15 protein-coding genes are annotated in these 14,992 nt (G+C 71.8%); 9 read left to right on the forward strand and 6 right to left on the reverse strand.

Annotated features, from left to right (window positions below):
* Positions 1-1,333, reverse strand: a 1,333-nt coding sequence (locus ACFVXK_RS30685; RefSeq protein WP_389617922.1) for a streptophobe family protein, incomplete at its 3' end; no start/stop codon positions are given.
* A gap of 230 nt (positions 1,334-1,563) precedes the next feature.
* Between ACFVXK_RS30685 and ACFVXK_RS30690 the strand changes: the two genes are divergently transcribed.
* Positions 1,564-4,134 (forward strand): FHA domain-containing protein, encoded by a 2,571-nt coding sequence (locus ACFVXK_RS30690; protein ID WP_389617925.1) that lies wholly within the window; start codon positions 1,564-1,566, stop codon positions 4,132-4,134.
* 114 nt (positions 4,135-4,248) lie between these two features.
* Here ACFVXK_RS30690 and ACFVXK_RS30695 read toward each other — a convergent pair whose 3' ends face one another.
* Positions 4,249-4,881: a transglycosylase SLT domain-containing protein gene (locus ACFVXK_RS30695; RefSeq protein WP_389617928.1), complete on the reverse strand. Its 633-nt coding sequence runs from the start codon at positions 4,879-4,881 to the stop codon at positions 4,249-4,251.
* Positions 4,882-5,354: 473 nt separating this feature from the next.
* On the opposite strand from ACFVXK_RS30695, the gene ACFVXK_RS30700 reads away from it, so the two are divergent.
* From ACFVXK_RS30700 to ACFVXK_RS30710, 3 genes are all read left to right on the forward strand, one after another.
* The gene (locus tag ACFVXK_RS30700; protein ID WP_389617931.1) at positions 5,355-6,500 is read left to right on the forward strand and encodes a GAF domain-containing sensor histidine kinase; all 1,146 of its coding nucleotides are present in this window, start codon (positions 5,355-5,357) and stop codon (positions 6,498-6,500) included.
* Positions 6,493-7,155, forward strand: coding sequence for a response regulator (locus tag ACFVXK_RS30705; protein WP_389617932.1), 663 nt, complete (start codon positions 6,493-6,495; stop codon positions 7,153-7,155). The genes ACFVXK_RS30700 and ACFVXK_RS30705 overlap by 8 nt, the downstream gene beginning before the upstream one ends.
* Before the next feature lie 126 nt (positions 7,156-7,281).
* On the forward strand, positions 7,282-7,527 hold the full coding sequence (locus ACFVXK_RS30710; RefSeq protein ID WP_389617935.1) for a chaplin: 246 nt from the start codon (positions 7,282-7,284) through the stop codon (positions 7,525-7,527).
* Positions 7,528-7,617: 90 nt separating this feature from the next.
* On the opposite strand, the gene ACFVXK_RS30715 is transcribed toward ACFVXK_RS30710, so the two are convergent.
* Entirely contained in the window at positions 7,618-8,391 is a 774-nt protein-coding gene (locus ACFVXK_RS30715; protein ID WP_389617938.1) for a hypothetical protein, read from the reverse strand.
* Between the two features lie 148 nt (positions 8,392-8,539).
* Between ACFVXK_RS30715 and ACFVXK_RS30720 the strand changes: the two genes are divergently transcribed.
* The 4 genes from ACFVXK_RS30720 (at position 8,540) to ACFVXK_RS30735 (ending at position 11,760) form a co-directional block, all read left to right on the forward strand.
* On the forward strand, positions 8,540-9,340 hold the full coding sequence (locus ACFVXK_RS30720; protein WP_358893058.1) for an ABC transporter ATP-binding protein: 801 nt from the start codon (positions 8,540-8,542) through the stop codon (positions 9,338-9,340).
* A gap of 63 nt (positions 9,341-9,403) precedes the next feature.
* Entirely contained in the window at positions 9,404-9,832 is a 429-nt protein-coding gene (locus tag ACFVXK_RS30725; protein WP_389617943.1) for an NfeD family protein, read from the forward strand.
* An 85-nt stretch (positions 9,833-9,917) separates the two neighbouring features.
* The gene (locus ACFVXK_RS30730) at positions 9,918-10,892 is read left to right on the forward strand and encodes an SPFH domain-containing protein (RefSeq protein WP_389617946.1); all 975 of its coding nucleotides are present in this window, start codon (positions 9,918-9,920) and stop codon (positions 10,890-10,892) included.
* Between the two features lie 91 nt (positions 10,893-10,983).
* Complete coding sequence (locus tag ACFVXK_RS30735; protein WP_389617949.1) at positions 10,984-11,760, forward strand: sulfite exporter TauE/SafE family protein; 777 nt, start codon at positions 10,984-10,986, stop codon at positions 11,758-11,760.
* Positions 11,761-11,841: 81 nt separating this feature from the next.
* Here ACFVXK_RS30735 and ACFVXK_RS30740 read toward each other — a convergent pair whose 3' ends face one another.
* The 3 genes from ACFVXK_RS30740 to ACFVXK_RS30750 form a co-directional block, all read right to left on the reverse strand.
* A complete protein-coding gene (locus ACFVXK_RS30740; RefSeq protein ID WP_389617952.1) occupies positions 11,842-12,345 on the reverse strand; it encodes an HNH endonuclease in 504 nt (167 codons plus the stop codon).
* Between the two features lie 149 nt (positions 12,346-12,494).
* Positions 12,495-13,031, reverse strand: coding sequence for a YbhB/YbcL family Raf kinase inhibitor-like protein (locus tag ACFVXK_RS30745; RefSeq protein WP_389617955.1), 537 nt, complete (start codon positions 13,029-13,031; stop codon positions 12,495-12,497).
* Positions 13,032-13,078: 47 nt separating this feature from the next.
* Positions 13,079-13,861, reverse strand: coding sequence for a sporulation protein (locus ACFVXK_RS30750; protein ID WP_389617958.1), 783 nt, complete (start codon positions 13,859-13,861; stop codon positions 13,079-13,081).
* 90 nt (positions 13,862-13,951) lie between these two features.
* On the opposite strand from ACFVXK_RS30750, the gene ACFVXK_RS30755 reads away from it, so the two are divergent.
* Positions 13,952-14,593 carry a DNA-3-methyladenine glycosylase gene (locus ACFVXK_RS30755; RefSeq protein WP_389617960.1) on the forward strand — a complete coding sequence of 214 codons (642 nt, stop codon included), beginning with the start codon at positions 13,952-13,954 and terminating at the stop codon, positions 14,591-14,593.
* The last annotated feature ends 399 nt before the right edge of the window (positions 14,594-14,992 follow it).

Raw genomic sequence — 14,992 nt, forward strand, 5'->3', positions numbered from 1 at the left:
GACCAGCCCCGGGCCGGGGCGGCACCCCGGCGGGGTCCGGGCCGCCCCGACCCCGCGGGACGGGACCCGGAGAGGGCGGCACCCCGGCGGGGTCCGGGCCGCCCCGCCCCCGCGGGACGGGACCCGGATACGGCGGCACCCCGGCGGCGGGGTCCGGGCCGCCCCGGGTCAGGAGGGCTCCCGCGGCGCCGGCCACGGCGCCCCACACCGCGCCCGCCACCAGCGCGTACCCCGCGTCACCCCGCAGCGACACCGCCGCCACCCCCGGCACCTCGACCGACACCCCCGTCAGCCACACCAGCCCCGCCAGCACCACCCCCGTCACCACGCCCAGCCGCACCGCGCACCCCGCCACCCCGCGCCCCGGACTCCGCACCGCCGCCCGCACCCCGGCGTACAGCAGCAGCACCCCCGCCCCCGCCACCAGCAGCCAGGCCCGCCCGTCGTACTCCGCGAGCCCCGCCACCGACACCGGCTCCCCCCGCGACAGCGGCGGCGGCAGCAGCCGCCCCGGCTCCCCGGCGGCGCGCCCCCGCACCGGTACGGACAGCCCCAGCAGAAGCCCCGTCCAGCTCCCGTTCGGCGCCCCCAGCAGCGCGGCCCCCGCCACCCGCCCGGGCCGCGCGTCCTGCGCGGCCGCCCACCCGGCCACCGCCGCCCCGGCCCCCACCGCCACCACCAGCACCGCCAGCACCGAGGACACCGCCGGCCGCAGCCGGGCGGCCCACGCGCCCGCCGGCCCGTACCGCGAGGCGAGCAGCGCCACGCCGAGCACCACCGCCACCCACACCCCGGCGCCCGCCACCGAAGCCCCGGGATCCACCGCGAAGCCCACCCGCACCCGGGGCCGCAGCAGCCCCCCGACGTCCCCGATCCCCGGCACGACCACCTGCGGCGCCGCCCCGTCCAGGGCCACCGCCCCGTGCCCGGCCCACGCCAGCCCGCCCGCCACCCCGAGGAACAGCGCCCCGACCACCACCGCCCGGACGGCGGTCTCCACCCCGTCGGGCCGCTCCGGTGACCCCCGCAGCCCCCGCAGGAACACCCACCCCAGCACCACCGCCCCCACCAGGGCGACCCCCAGCGGCCGGAGGTCCACGGCGGCCCCGCCGTCCGCGGCGAGTCCCAGCGCCGACACCTCCCCGGTCGCCGTCACCGACCCGCCCACCGCCGCGGCCACCACCGCGGCGGTGCTCGCCCCCAGGGAGCCCCCCTCGGCATCGGCGCCCAGCAGGTGCAGCCCCAGCGCGGCCACCCCCGCCATGGCGGCCACCGACCACCCCACGGCGGCGATCCCGGACAACAGCACGTCTCCCCAGCGGATGCGGCGCATGCGGCGACCCCCGTAACCGAGCCGAGTGGGGCGAGAAGTCCCGTATCTCACTCTCCGGGTGACTTTCGACCCCGTCAACGGGCAGGCGTAGAGGCCTGCGGAAGGCCCGGATTCCACATGTGGCCGCAGGCCTGAAATAGTTCCCCCGGATGTTCGCCATCCCTAGACTCCCTGACGTCGTTCTCCCTGGACGCCAGGGGGATTCTCGGGGGACCTTAAGTGGGGCTGGAGTGCCGGAACTCGTACTGGAATTGAACGGAAGGACCTGGACGCTCGATCCGTCCAGGTCGTACTCGCTGGGGCGCGATCCCCAGGGAGACATGGTGATCGACGACGCGCGCGTGTCCTGGCGGCACGCCACCATCAGCTGGAACGGCCGTGCTTGGGCCATCGAGGACCACGGCAGCACCAACGGCACCTACGTGCACGGCGCGCGGGTCCAGCAGACGGAGCTCGTGCCCGGAACGCCGGTCCACCTCGGCAACGCGACGGACGGCCCGCGGCTGAATCCGAGCGCCGCCACGGCGGCCCCGCAGCAACAGCCGGCCTATCAGGCCCCGGTCGCGCAGGGCCAGGCCCCGGCGTTCCAGCCACCGGCTCCGCAGCACCAGCAGCCGCAGCAGCCCGCCTGGGACCAGCAGCACCAGGCCCATCAGCAGCAGCCCCAGCACCACCAGCCCCCGCAGCAGCAGCAGCCGTTCGTGCCGCAGCAGCAGCACCAGGCCCCGCAGCAGCACCAGGCCCCGCAGCAGCACCAGGCCCCGCAGCAGTCCGCGGCGCCCGGCTACGCCGGCGACCACCGCAGCCCGACGACGTTCCACCAGATCGCCGTCGGCCGCGTCATGCGCATCGGCCGTGCCCTGGAGAACGAGCTCGTGGTCTCGGACCTCCAGGTCTCGCGCCACCACGCGGAGTTCCGCTCCACCAACGGCCGCTTCGAGATCCACGACCTCGGCAGCCACAACGGCACGTACGTCAACGGCCAGCCCCTGCAGAAGTCCGGCAGCGCGCTGCTCGGCCCCACCGACATCGTCGGCGTCGGCCACTCGACGTTCCGGATCGTCGGCGACCGCCTCGAGGAGTTCGTCGACACCGGTGACGTCTCCTTCTCGGCCCGCCACCTCACGGTCACGGTCGACGGCGGCAAGCAGATCCTCAGGGACGTCACCTTCGGCGTCCCGGAGAAGTCGCTGATCGGCGTCATCGGCCCCTCCGGCTCCGGCAAGTCGACGCTCCTCAAGGCGCTGACCGGCTACCGGCCCGCCGACCAGGGTGAGGTCCTCTACGACAACCGCAACCTGTACAAGCAGTTCGCGGAGCTCCGCCAGCGCATCGGCCTGGTCCCGCAGGACGACATCCTGCACAAGGAGCTGAAGGTCTCCACCGCCCTGAAGTACGCGGCCAAGCTCCGCTTCCCGGGCGACACCGCCGAGGCCGAGCGCGACGCCCGCATCGACGAGGTGCTGCGCGAGCTCAAGCTCGACATCCACAAGGACAAGAAGATCACCTCGCTCTCGGGCGGCCAGCGCAAGCGCGTGTCCGTGGCCCTGGAGCTGCTCACCAAGCCCTCGCTGATCTTCCTGGACGAGCCGACCTCCGGCCTCGACCCGGGCATGGACCGCGACGTCATGCAGCTGCTGCGCACCCTCGCCAACGACGGCCGCACGGTCCTCGTCGTGACCCACTCCGTCGCCGAGCTGGCCCTCTGCGACAAGCTGCTGGTCATGGCCCCGGGCGGCTCCGTCGCCTACTTCGGTCCGCCGGACGAGGCGCTGAACTTCTTCGGCTACACCACCTGGGCCGACGTGTTCTCCGCCTTCGAGAACTACCGCGACTACGACTGGGCCGGCCGCTGGAAGGGCTCGCAGCACTACCAGCTGTACGCCGCCGACCTCGACGCGGTCGCCCCGCAGCAGGTCGCGATGCCCACGGCGCAGATGATCCCGCCCAAGCCGCAGGCCTGGGGCTCGCAGCTGTGGACGCTGATCCGCCGCTACGTCTCGGTGATCGCGTCCGACAAGGGCTTCCTGGCCCTGATGGTGCTGCTGCCGGCGGTCCTGGGCATCGTGTCCACGGTGATCCCCGCGAAGTTCGGCCTGGCCCCGCCGACCCCGCCGTCGCGCTTCAACGGCGACGCGGGCACGATCACCCTGATCCTCGCGGTCGGCATGTGCTTCTCGGGCGCGGCCAACTCGGTCCGTGAGCTGATCAAGGAACGCGTCATCTACGAGCGTGAGCGCGCGACCGGCCTGTCCCGGTCGGCGTACCTCATGTCGAAGGTGATCGTCCTCAGCGTGATCACGGTCATCCAGGGCGCGATCATCTGCGCCATCGCCTTCACCCCGCGCAAGCTGCCGGCCGAGGGCCTCTTCATGAACCCGGCCGTCGAGCTCTGCGTCTCGGTCACCGCGCTCGGCATCACCGCGATGATGTTCGGCCTGGTGATCTCCTCGCTGGTGAAGACCGCCGAGAAGACCATGCCGCTGCTCGTGATGTTCGCGATCGTCCAGGTCGTCTTCACCGGCATCCTGTTCCAGCTGTACGACAAGGTCGGCCTGGAGCAGTTCGCCTGGCTGATGCCCTCCCGCTGGGCCGTCGGCGCCGCCGGCACCACCCTGGACCTGGGCAGGCTCATGGCGCCCTGGGACCCGCAGAACCCCACCAACACCGACCCGCTGTGGGACCACACCACCGGCCAGTGGTTCCTGGACGTCATCGTCCTGCTGCTGCAGGGCGTGATCTGCGGCTTCGCCGTGGCGCGCCTGCTGCGCCGCCACGAGCCCGAGGTCATGCGCAAGTAACGCCCGCGCACCCGGCCAGGCACGACAGAACGCCTCAGGGCGGCACCCGGAGTCTTCCGGGGGCCGCCCTGAGGCGCATGGGGGGTCCTGCGCCGCCCGCTGAGGCGCGGGGGCCTAGTAGGCGCTGTTCACGTTGTCCATGGAGCCGTAGCGGTCGGCGGCGTAGTTGCACGCGGCGACGATGTTCGCGACCGGGTCGTACAGGTCGAACTTGGTGCCCTTGACGTGGTACGTGTTGAAGGTCGGCTGGATGACCTGCAGCAGGCCCTTCGAGGGGATGCCGTTCTTCGCGTTGATGTCCCACAGGTTGATCGCGCGGGGGTTGCCGCTCGACTCGCGCATGATGTTGCGGTGGATGCCGGCGTAGGTGCCGGGGATGCCCTCGCGCTTCATGATGAAGAGGGCTTCCTTGATCCAGCCGTCCAGGTTGTCCGCGAACACCGGGGTGCGGGCGGCGGAGCGGCTGGCCGCCTCCTTGGCCTCGCGGTCCTTCTTCGCCTGCGCCTCGGCCTGGGCCTTCGCCGCGTCCTTGGCCTTCTGGTCCGCTACGGCGTGCTGGGCGCCGAGGTTCTGCTGGATCGACTGGGTCCACGCCACGGGAGCGGCGGCCACGGCCTCCTGCGTACCGGAACCGGCCGGGACGACGGAGAACGCGAGCGCGGCGGCACCGAGGGTGGCGACACCGGCGATCGACAGCTTGTACGCCTTCGTCAGACGACTGTGACCGGGAGTGCTGGAAGCAGACATGCGGGGCAACCTCTTCGAATAGCGGGGGCCGCGGGAAGGCGCCGTGGGGATCCGGGATCCCTCGGCGCCTGGCGACGGGAGCCATTCTTAGCGGCGGCAAAATCCTGTGGCAAAGGTGTGACATACGATCCCGCTTAGTGGATCAGGGGCCCGCGACGGTCCGGGACTTTGGTCCCGGACACCCGCCGCAGCAGCACTGACAACGCCTTTACGCATCCACTACGCGGCTTCGTAAGTGATGTGCGTCCTATGCCCGGGCTCACATCGGACCCGTAACGGTCTCACCCTGAGTTGCAGGAGCAATCCCCTGCGTGACCGAACTCCGCCTCCAGGAGGACCCGCCCCCGCCCCCGCCTCCTCCCCAGGGCAGACACACCGCCCCCCACCCCCTCCCCGAGCCGTACGCCACCCGGCCCGAAGACCTACGACCGGCGCCCGATCCCGCAGGTCAGGGCCGCCGGTACGGTGACCCCATGGACAACGGACCCTGCACCGGGCTGGCGGCCGTCAGCACCGCCCTGCTCGCCATGAGCCGCCGACTGGAGGTCCAGGACGTCCTGCGCACGATCGTCGTCTCGGCCCGGGAGCTCCTCGACGCCGAGTACGCCGCCCTGGGCGTCCCCGACGACCACGGCGGCTTCGCCCAGTTCGTCGTCGACGGCATCACCGAGGACCAGTGGCGCCGCATCGGCCCCCTGCCCCGCCAGCACGGCATCCTCGCCGCGATGCTCCACCAGGACGCCCCCCAGCGCCTCGCCGACGTGCGCCAGGACCCGCGCTTCGAGGGCTGGCCCGCCGCCCACCCCGACATGTCCGACTTCCTGGGCCTGCCCGTCCGCGACGGCGAGGAGACCCTCGGCGCCCTCTTCCTCGCCAACAAGAGGACGGCTCCCGGCGGAGAGCCGGGCTTCACCGACGAGGACGAGGAACTCCTCTCCCTCCTCGCCCAGCACGCCGCCATCGCCCTCACCAACGCCCGCCTCTACGAACGCAGCCGCGAGCTGACCATCGCCGAGGAACGCTCCCGCCTCGCCCACGAGCTGCACGACGCCGTCAGCCAGAAGCTGTTCTCCCTGCGCCTGACCGCCCAGGCCGCCGCCGCCCTCGTCGACCGCGACCCCGCCCGGGCCAAGGACGAGCTCCACCAGGTCGCCGCCCTCGCCGCCGAAGCCGCCGACGAACTGCGCGCCGCCGTGACCGAGCTGCGCCCCGCCGCCCTCGACGAGGACGGCCTCGTCGCGACCCTGCGCAACCACGTCCGCGTCCTGGACCGCGCCCACACCGCCCGCGTCACCTTCACCTGCGACGGCGTACGGGCCCTGCCCGCGGCCCAGGAGGAGGCGCTGCTGCGCGTCGCCCAGGAAGCCCTCCACAACGCCCTGCGCCACTCCGGCGCCGACCTCGTCGAGGTCGCCCTCACCCGCGCCCCCGGCGGCGGAGCCGTCCTGCGGGTGCGCGACGGCGGCCGGGGCTTCTCCCCTCCCACCGTCCGCAAGGCCGGCCGGCACCTGGGACTGGTCTCCATGCGCGACCGCGCCGCCGGGGCCGGCGGCCGGCTGGACGTCCGCTCCGAGCCCGGTACGGGCACCACGATCGAAATGGAGGTCCCCGGTGGCTGACGCCCCCGGCCGCGTCCCCGGCCGCATCCGCGTACTGCTCGTCGACGACCACCAGGTCGTCCGGCGCGGCCTGCGCACCTTCCTGGAGGTACAGGAGGACATCGAGGTCGTCGGCGAGGCCGCCGACGGCGCCGAGGGCACCGACCGCGCCGAGGAGCTGCGGCCCGACGTCATCCTGATGGACGTCACCATGCCCGGCACCGACGGCATCGAGGCCCTGCGCCGGCTGCGCGACCTCGGCAACCCCGCCCGGGTCCTCATCGTCACCAGCTTCACCGAACAGCGGACCGTGGTCCCCGCCCTGCGGGCCGGCGCCGCCGGATACCTCTACAAGGACATCGACCCCGACGCCCTGGCCGGCGCCATCCGCTCCGTCCACGCCGGGCACGTCCTGCTCCAGCCCGAGGTCGCCGAAGCCCTGCTCGCGGCCCAGGACGCCCCGGGCGCCCCGGCCGGCCGCGGCTCCCTGACCGACCGCGAACGGGAGGTCCTGGGCCTGATCGCCGACGGCCGCTCCAACCGGGAGATCGCCCGGGCCCTCGTCCTGTCCGAGAAGACCGTGAAGACCCACGTCTCGAACATCCTGATGAAACTCGACCTCTCCGACCGCACCCAGGCCGCGTTGTGGGCGGTCAGGCACGGGATCACGCGGTAATGGGCTGAGCTGAGATTCATACGGTCGGGTGTACGTAGCCCACACGGCGCATCCCGCCGGGCGGGGCGGCGTTCTCCATGGCGTGCCGCGGCGGCTGGTCGCGGCAGACGTACTGGAGGACGAGAAGTGAAGAACTACAAGAAGGCCGCAGCCGTCACCATGATCGCGGGCGGCCTCGTCGCCGTCGGCGCGGGTGTCTCCTCGGCGCACGGCGGTGCGTCCGCGGAGGGCGAGGCCGTGGGCTCGCCCGGCGTGGTCTCCGGGAACCTGGTCCAGGTCCCCGTGCACGTCCCGGTGAACGTGGTCGGCAACACCGCCAACGTCATCGGCCTGCTCAACGGCGCCTGGGGCAACACGGGCGTCAACAACTGACCCCACCCCCTGACGAGCCGAGGCCCCGCTTCCCCCCTCTCCCCGGGAAGCGGGGCCTTCTCGCAGCTCAGGCCGACGGACGCAGGCCGGCTACCGATCTTCCAGCGGAGCGTTGTACGCCGCCACCAGCGCCCGCCGGGCCACCCGCTCCACCGGCCGCAGCGCCTCCGCCCGCGCCGCCATCTCCGAGGCCGCCACCGCGCCGCCGTGCCCCCGCTCGTACGCCAGCGACACCAGCAGGTCCACCCGCTGCGCCAGCGCCAGCACCCGCACCGCCCGCGCCGGATACCCCGGAGCCAGCACCTCCCGGCCCGCCTCCGCCCGCGCCCGGTACGCCGACAGCGCCGCCTCGGCCACCGGCCCCGACGCCGCCACGTCCAGCCGCGTCAGCACCACCGTCGCCTCGCGCAGCGCCTCCGCCAGCTCCCGCTCCGCCTCACCCAGCGACGGCACGTCCGCCGGCGGTGCCTCCCGCACCGGCAGGCACCGCCACACCACCGACACGTGCACGTCTCCCGCCGGACCCGCCTCCGTGACCTCGGGCACCAGCCCCAGTGCGGCCCCCGCGCACACCACCGCCTCCTCGGCCTCCAGCGCCGCCGCGTTGAACTCCGGCGGGCCGCTCAGCCCCAGCGGATGCCCCGGCGCCGGCAGCGCCACCCGCAGCCCGCTCACCCCCAGCGCCCGCAGCCGCCCCAGCGCCAGCGTGAGCCCCACCGGACCCGCCTCACCCGGCAGCCCCGCCACCCGGTGCGAAGCGTCCTCGCCCACGATCGACGACGCGGCCTCGTCGGGCGAGACGTGACCGGCCAGCAACGCGTTCCCCCAGGCGGCCAGCCGCCCTGAACGTGGTTCGAAAAGCATCCCCCCACTCTACGGATCGGGCCCCGTACCCGGCCTGGCGCCCGGACCCCTCCCCGAGTGGCGTAGGTTTTCCCCTGGGGTTTTCCCCTGGGGCCGCGCCTACAGGCGGGCACAGAGAACCGTGACTGCAAGGGGTGACAACACGCTCATGAGCGATGTTCTGGAGCTGGTGGACGTATCCGTGGTCCGCGAGGGCCGGGCTCTGGTGGACCAGGTCTCCTGGTCGGTGAAGGAGGGGGAGCGCTGGGTCATCCTCGGCCCCAACGGCGCCGGCAAGACCACGCTGCTGAACCTCGCCTCCAGCTACCTCTTCCCCACCAAGGGCGCCGCCACCATCCTCGGCAGCACCCTGGGCAAGCCCGGCAGCGACGTCTTCGAGCTGCGGCCGCGCATCGGCGTCGCCGGCATCGCGCTCGCCGACAAGCTCCCCAAGCGGCAGACCGTCCTGCAGACCGTGCTCACCGCCGCCTACGGCATGACCGCGACCTGGCAGGAGGAGTACGAGGAGGTCGACGAGCAGCGCGCCCGCGCCTTCCTCGACCGGCTGGGCATGTCCGACTACCTCGACCGCAAGTTCGGCACCCTCTCCGAGGGCGAGCGCAAGCGCACCCTGATCGCCCGCGCCCTGATGACCGACCCCGAGCTCCTCCTCCTCGACGAGCCCGCCGCCGGCCTCGACCTCGGCGGCCGCGAGGACCTCGTCCGCCGCCTCGGCCGCCTGGCCCGCGACCCCATGGCCCCGTCCATGGTCATGGTCACGCACCACGTCGAGGAGATCGCCCCCGGATTCACGCACGTCCTGATGATCCGGCAGGGCAAGGTCGTCACGGCCGGCCCCATCGACCTGGAGCTGACCTCCCGCAACCTCTCCCTCTGCTTCGGCCTCCCGCTGATCGTGGAGCGCAACGAGCACGACCGCTGGACCGCCCAGGGCCTGCCCCTGCGCTAGTCCGCCCCGCAGGACGGCCTTCGCGCCCTGTCCGGCCGCGCCCGCCCGACCTACCATGACCATGTGGACATCGACGCATGGGTGTGGTGGCTCATCGGCGCGGTCGGACTGGGGATCCCCCTGGTCCTCACCGCGATGCCGGAGTTCGGCATGTTCGCCGTCGGCGCCGTCGCCGCGTCCGTCACGGCGGCCCTCGGCGGCGGAGCGGTGGCCCAGGTGCTGATCTTCGTCATCGTGTCGGTCGCGCTGATCGCCGTCGTCCGGCCCATCGCCAACCGGCACCGCGACCAGCGGCCCCAACACCGCACCGGCATCGAGGCGTTGAAGGGAAGGTCCGCCGTCGTCCTCGAACGGGTCGACGGCAGCGGCGGCCGCATCAAGCTCGCCGGCGAGATCTGGTCCGCCCGCACCCTGGACACGCACAGCAGCTTCGAACCCGGCCAGTCCGTCGACGTCGTCGACATCGACGGGGCGACCGCGGTCGTCATGTGAGCAAGCAGCCCACCCGCGGCCCCGGGGTCTGCGAGACTCCGATCAACGGGGCAGCACAGACAGCCGGAAGGGCACGGGGAACCGCATGCAACCGATCATCATCGTCCTGATCATCCTGGTGGTACTGGTCTTCATCGCCCTGGTCAAGACGATCCAGGTGATCCCGCAGGCCAGCGCCGCCATCGTCGAACGGTTCGGCCGCTACACCCGCACCCTCAACGCGGGCCTCAACATCGTCGTCCCGTTCATCGACTCCATCCGCAACCGGATCGACCTCCGCGAACAGGTCGTCCCCTTCCCGCCGCAGCCGGTCATCACCCAGGACAACCTGGTCGTCAACATCGACACCGTCATCTACTACCAGGTGACCGACGCCCGCGCCGCGACCTACGAGGTGGCCAGCTACATCCAGGCCATCGAGCAGCTCACCGTCACCACGCTGCGCAACATCATCGGCGGCATGGACCTGGAACGGACCCTCACCTCCCGCGAGGAGATCAACGCCGCGCTGCGCGGGGTCCTCGACGAGGCCACCGGCAAGTGGGGCATCCGCGTCAACCGCGTCGAGCTCAAGGCCATCGAGCCGCCGACCTCCATCCAGGACTCGATGGAGAAGCAGATGCGCGCCGACCGGGACAAGCGCGCCGCGATCCTCCAGGCCGAAGGCGTCCGGCAGTCGGAGATCCTGCGCGCCGAGGGTGAGAAGCAGTCCTCCATCCTGCGCGCCGAAGGTGAGGCCAAGGCCGCCGCCCTCAAGGCCGAGGGCGAGGCCCAGGCCATCCGCACCGTCTTCGAGTCCATCCACGCCGGCGACGCCGACCAGAAGCTCCTCGCCTACCAGTACCTCCAGATGCTCCCGAAGATCGCCGAAGGCGACGCCAACAAGCTCTGGATCGTGCCCAGCGAGATCGGTGACGCGCTCAAGGGCCTCTCGGGCGCCATGGGCAACTTCGGCCCCCTCGGCGGCGGTTCGACCGGCTTCAACCCGCAGAACCCCGGCAAGGGAGCCCCCGAGACCGACAGCGGACCCGAGCGCCGCGAGCAGCCCCCCATCGACTGACGCCGCCCTCCCCTTCGTGCATGATCGGTGAGGCCCCTCGACCTTCATGGCGGGGAGGCGACTCACTCACACAAAGGGGATGGCTCCGTCCATGTCCATGTCCATCTGGGAATCACTCGCGGTCCTCGCCGCCGGAATCGGCGCCGGCACCATCAACACCATCGTCGGTTCCGGCACCCTGATCACCTTCCCGGTGCTCCTCGCCACCGGCCTGCCCCCGGTGACCGCCAACGTCTCCAACACCCTCGGCCTCGTCCCCGGCTCCATCAGCGGGGCCATCGGCTACCGCAGCGAACTGAAGGGGCAGCGCGGCCGCATCCTGCGGCTCGGCGCCGTCTCCCTCGTCGGCGGGCTCGCGGGCGCGATCCTGCTCCTGACCCTGCCGTCGGACTCCTTCGACACCATCGTGCCCGTCCTCATCGGCCTGGCCCTCGTCCTCGTCGTCCTCCAGCCCAGGCTCGCCGCGGCCCTGCGCCGCCGCCAGGAAGCCGCCGGAGGAGACACCGCACACCCCGACGGCGGCCCCGCCCTGCTCACCGGCATGCTGCTCTCCAGCGCCTACGGGGGCTACTTCGGCGCCGCCCAGGGCGTCCTCTACCTCGGCCTGATGGGACTCCTGCTCCGCGAGGAGCTGCAACGGATCAACGCCGTCAAGAACGTGGTCGCGGCCCTCGTCAACGGCATCGCCGCCGTCTTCTTCCTCTTCGTCGCCGAGTTCGACTGGACGGCCGTCCTGCTCATCGCCGTCGGATCCACCATCGGCGGCCAGATCGGCGCCAAGGTCGGCCGCCGACTGCCCCCGGCCGTCCTGCGCGGAGTCATCGTCACCGTCGGCGTCGTGGCCATCGTCCAACTGCTGCTCCGCTGAAAGACGTAGCAGAAATACGCCGCCCCGTCCGCGGCACAAGGCCGCGGACGGGGCGCACGAGACGGGTGGGGCGGGCGGGAATCAGGCGGAGCGGGCCAGCCAGTCGGGCAGCTGCTCCTGCCCGCCCACCCCCAGCGCGAGCAGCATCGCGTCCGCCGGAGACGGCACGAAGGGCTTGCGCAGCAGCGGCATCCCCGCCTCCTCCGGAGTCCGCGCCGCCTTCCGGTGGTTGTCCTCGGCACAGGACGCCACCGTGTTCAGCCAGGTGTCCCCGCCCCCCTGAGCCCTCGGCAGCACATGGTCCACGGTCGTCGCGCGCCTCCCGCAGTACGCGCACCGGTGCTGGTCCCGGACCAGCACCCCCCGCCGTGACCAGGGAGCATGTCTTCGGAACGGCACCCGAACGTACCTGCACAGCCGGATCACCCGGGGCATCGGAAGGTCCACGGCGGCCGCGCGCACACGCAGTTCGGGATGGGACTGTTCCACCACGGCCTTGTCCTGGAGCACCAGAACGACGGCCCGGTTCAACGACACCGTCGACAGCGGCTCGAAGCTCGCGTTCAGTACCAGCGTGTCCCGCATCTCGCCCACCTCCCGTGTGCAGGCCCGCGACCACCCTGGCGGCAAGGCCCGCAACCACTCTGGCCGCGCGCGCCACGCGGGACAACGCAATAAAAATGCCCGGCCCCGGCCTTCTTTAGACCAGGACCGGGCGAACACCGGGAGAACGATCAACGAGCCGCGGGCGACTCGTACTCACCGATCAGCTGGGCCCGGCCCAGCGCGTGGAACCGCAGGTGGAACCCGACGACCGCCGGGGAGGAGTCCGCGTCCGGCCCGAGCTGCTCCCGGTCCACCGCGTACACGGTGAACACGTACCGGTGCCGCTCGCCGCGCGGCGGAGCCGCCCCGCCGAAGTCGCGCGTGCCGTAGTCGTTGCGCACGTGCACCGCGCCCTCCGGCAGCCCCACGAAGTCCCCGCTGCCCGCACCCGCCGGCAGCGAGGTCACCGAGGCCGGGATGTCGAACAGCACCCAGTGCCAGAACCCGCTGCCCGTCGGCGCGTCGGGGTCGAAGCAGGTCACCGCGAAGCTCTTGGTCCCCTCGGGGAAGCCCTCCCAGCTCAGCTCCGGCGAGATGTTCTTCCCCGTGAGGACCTGCGCCGCGTGCAGGTCGGCACCGTCGGAGACGTCCTCACTCGTCACGCCGAAGGTCGGCACCTCCGGGTGGAAGTCGTGCGGAAGGGGTGCCCTGTTCTGCTGGGCCACAGCTGTACCTCCTGATGGGAAACGCGTGCGGGCGTACGCCCCCGAGCCTAGAACCAGTTGCGCTGCGAACCGACGGAGGCGATCCACTGGTTCAGGTACGCGGCCCAGTCGGTCCCCTCGTACGAGTGCAGACCCACCTGGAAGCAGCGGTAGGTGTCACTGCCCTCGCTGAACAGCCCCGGCTTCTTGTCCATCTCCAGCACGACGTCCATCTCGTGCCCGTCCGACACGAAGGTCAGCTCCACCTGGTTCAGACCCCGGTACTGCGACGGCGGCAGGAACTCGATCTCCTGGTAGAAGGGCAGCGTCTGGCGCGTCCCGCGGATGTGCCCGCGCTCCATGTCCGCACTGCGGAAGGAGAAGCCCAGCTGCCGGAACGCGTCCAGGATCGCCTGCTGCGCCGGCACCGGGTGCACGTTGATCGGGTCCAGGTCACCCGCGTCCACCGCGCGCGCGATCTCCAGCTCCGTGCTCACCCCGATGTTCATCCCGTGCAGGGGGTGGCCCTCGAAGTGGGTGATCGGCGTCTCCGCCGGGATCTCCAGCGCGAACGGCACCACGTGCAGCGCGTTCGGCTGCACCTTGAAGGCACCGCCGAGCCGCTGCTTGGTGAAGACGACGTCCTGCTTGTACTCGTGGTCGCCGCCCTCCACCTCCACGCGCGCCTGGAGCCCGACCGAGAGCCCCTCGATCTGCTGCTCCACGGATCCGCCCTGGATCCGCACCTCGCCCTGGACGATCCCGCCGGGCACCACGTTCGGCTCGGTGATGATCGTGTCGACCGAAGCGCCGCCGGCACCCAGGCTCGCGAGCAGCTTCCTGAAACCCATGTCTGTCTCCCCTGATACGGATACGGCCCCTAACACTGCGGAACCTTAGGCCCCGGTTCCCCGGGCCCGCGTTCCACTACGCTCGGCCGGATGAGCGCGCGCCCCGACCGTACGCCCCTGCCCCGGTCCTTCTTCGACCGCCCGGTCCTGACCGTGGCCCCCGATCTGCTCGGACGGATCCTGGTCCGCCGTACTCCGGAGGGCCCGATGGAACTGCGCATCACGGAGGTGGAGGCGTACGCGGGCGAGGCCGACCCCGGCTCCCACGCCTACCGCGGGCGCACCGCCCGCAACGCCTCGATGTTCGGCCCGCCCGGACACGCGTACGTCTACTTCATCTACGGCATGTGGTTCAGCCTCAACCTCGTCTGCGGCCCCCCGGGTCACGCGAGCGGAGTACTGGTGCGCGCCGGGGAGGTGACCGTGGGCGCCGACCTCGCCGCCAAACGTCGGATCACGGCCAGAAACCCGCGAGAACTGGCCAAGGGGCCGGCCCGCCTGGCCACGGCCCTGGACGTGGACCGCTCCCTCGACGGCACCGACCTCTGCGCGGGCCCCGATTCCCCCCTCTCCCTCCTGGCGGGCACTCCCACCCCTCCCGACCAGGTGGGCAACGGTCCGCGCACGGGAGTCGGCGGTGCCGGCGCGGCCCACCCGTACCGCTACTGGATCACCGGCGACCCGACCGTCAGCCCGTACCGCGCCCACGCGCCGCGCCGCCGGGCAACTTGACTCGATCTTGGTGGACGCCTAACGTAGCCCGAGCCGCTGGAACGGGGCACTGCCATCGCAGACCCCGTGGGAGCGGCCAACCCACTACCTACGACGTGCCCCTGGCGGGGTCGATTTCGGCATGCCCGAATTCGAATCCGACGGCTCGATTATGAGTTGCAGGGAATGCGCGCTAATGTGGTGGAGCGCCGAAAGGCAAAGGCCCCCAACGGCCACCGGAATTCAAATCCAAGTCGGAAACGACGCGGAAATGGTCTGGTAGAGTTGGAAACGAAGGAAGCGCCCGGAGGGCCTGGAAACAGGAACGAAGGAAGCGTCCGTACCTTGAGAACTCAACAGCGTGCCAAAAATCAACGCCAGAAGTTGATACCCCGTCCACTTCGGTGGATGAGGTTCCTT

Origin of the sequence: Streptomyces sp. NPDC058157 (assembly GCF_042884105.1) — a bacterium.
Classification (GTDB): domain Bacteria; phylum Actinomycetota; class Actinomycetes; order Streptomycetales; family Streptomycetaceae; genus Streptomyces.

Bases quoted from the DNA above. Each gene is read 5' to 3' on its own strand.
- ACFVXK_RS30735 (WP_389617949.1), top strand. From the start codon at position 10,984: ATGTCCATGTCCATCTGGGAATCACTCGCGGTCCTCGCCGCCGGAATC.
- ACFVXK_RS30730 (WP_389617946.1), top strand. From the start codon at position 9,918: ATGCAACCGATCATCATCGTCCTGATCATCCTGGTGGTACTGGTCTTC.
- ACFVXK_RS30695 (WP_389617928.1), bottom strand. From the start codon at position 4,881: ATGTCTGCTTCCAGCACTCCCGGTCACAGTCGTCTGACGAAGGCGTAC.
- ACFVXK_RS30755 (WP_389617960.1), top strand. From the start codon at position 13,952: ATGAGCGCGCGCCCCGACCGTACGCCCCTGCCCCGGTCCTTCTTCGAC.
- ACFVXK_RS30715 (WP_389617938.1), bottom strand. From the start codon at position 8,391: ATGCTTTTCGAACCACGTTCAGGGCGGCTGGCCGCCTGGGGGAACGCG.
- ACFVXK_RS30750 (WP_389617958.1), bottom strand. From the start codon at position 13,861: ATGGGTTTCAGGAAGCTGCTCGCGAGCCTGGGTGCCGGCGGCGCTTCG.
- ACFVXK_RS30700 (WP_389617931.1), top strand. From the start codon at position 5,355: ATGGACAACGGACCCTGCACCGGGCTGGCGGCCGTCAGCACCGCCCTG.
- ACFVXK_RS30740 (WP_389617952.1), bottom strand. From the start codon at position 12,345: ATGCGGGACACGCTGGTACTGAACGCGAGCTTCGAGCCGCTGTCGACG.
- ACFVXK_RS30720 (WP_358893058.1), top strand. From the start codon at position 8,540: ATGAGCGATGTTCTGGAGCTGGTGGACGTATCCGTGGTCCGCGAGGGC.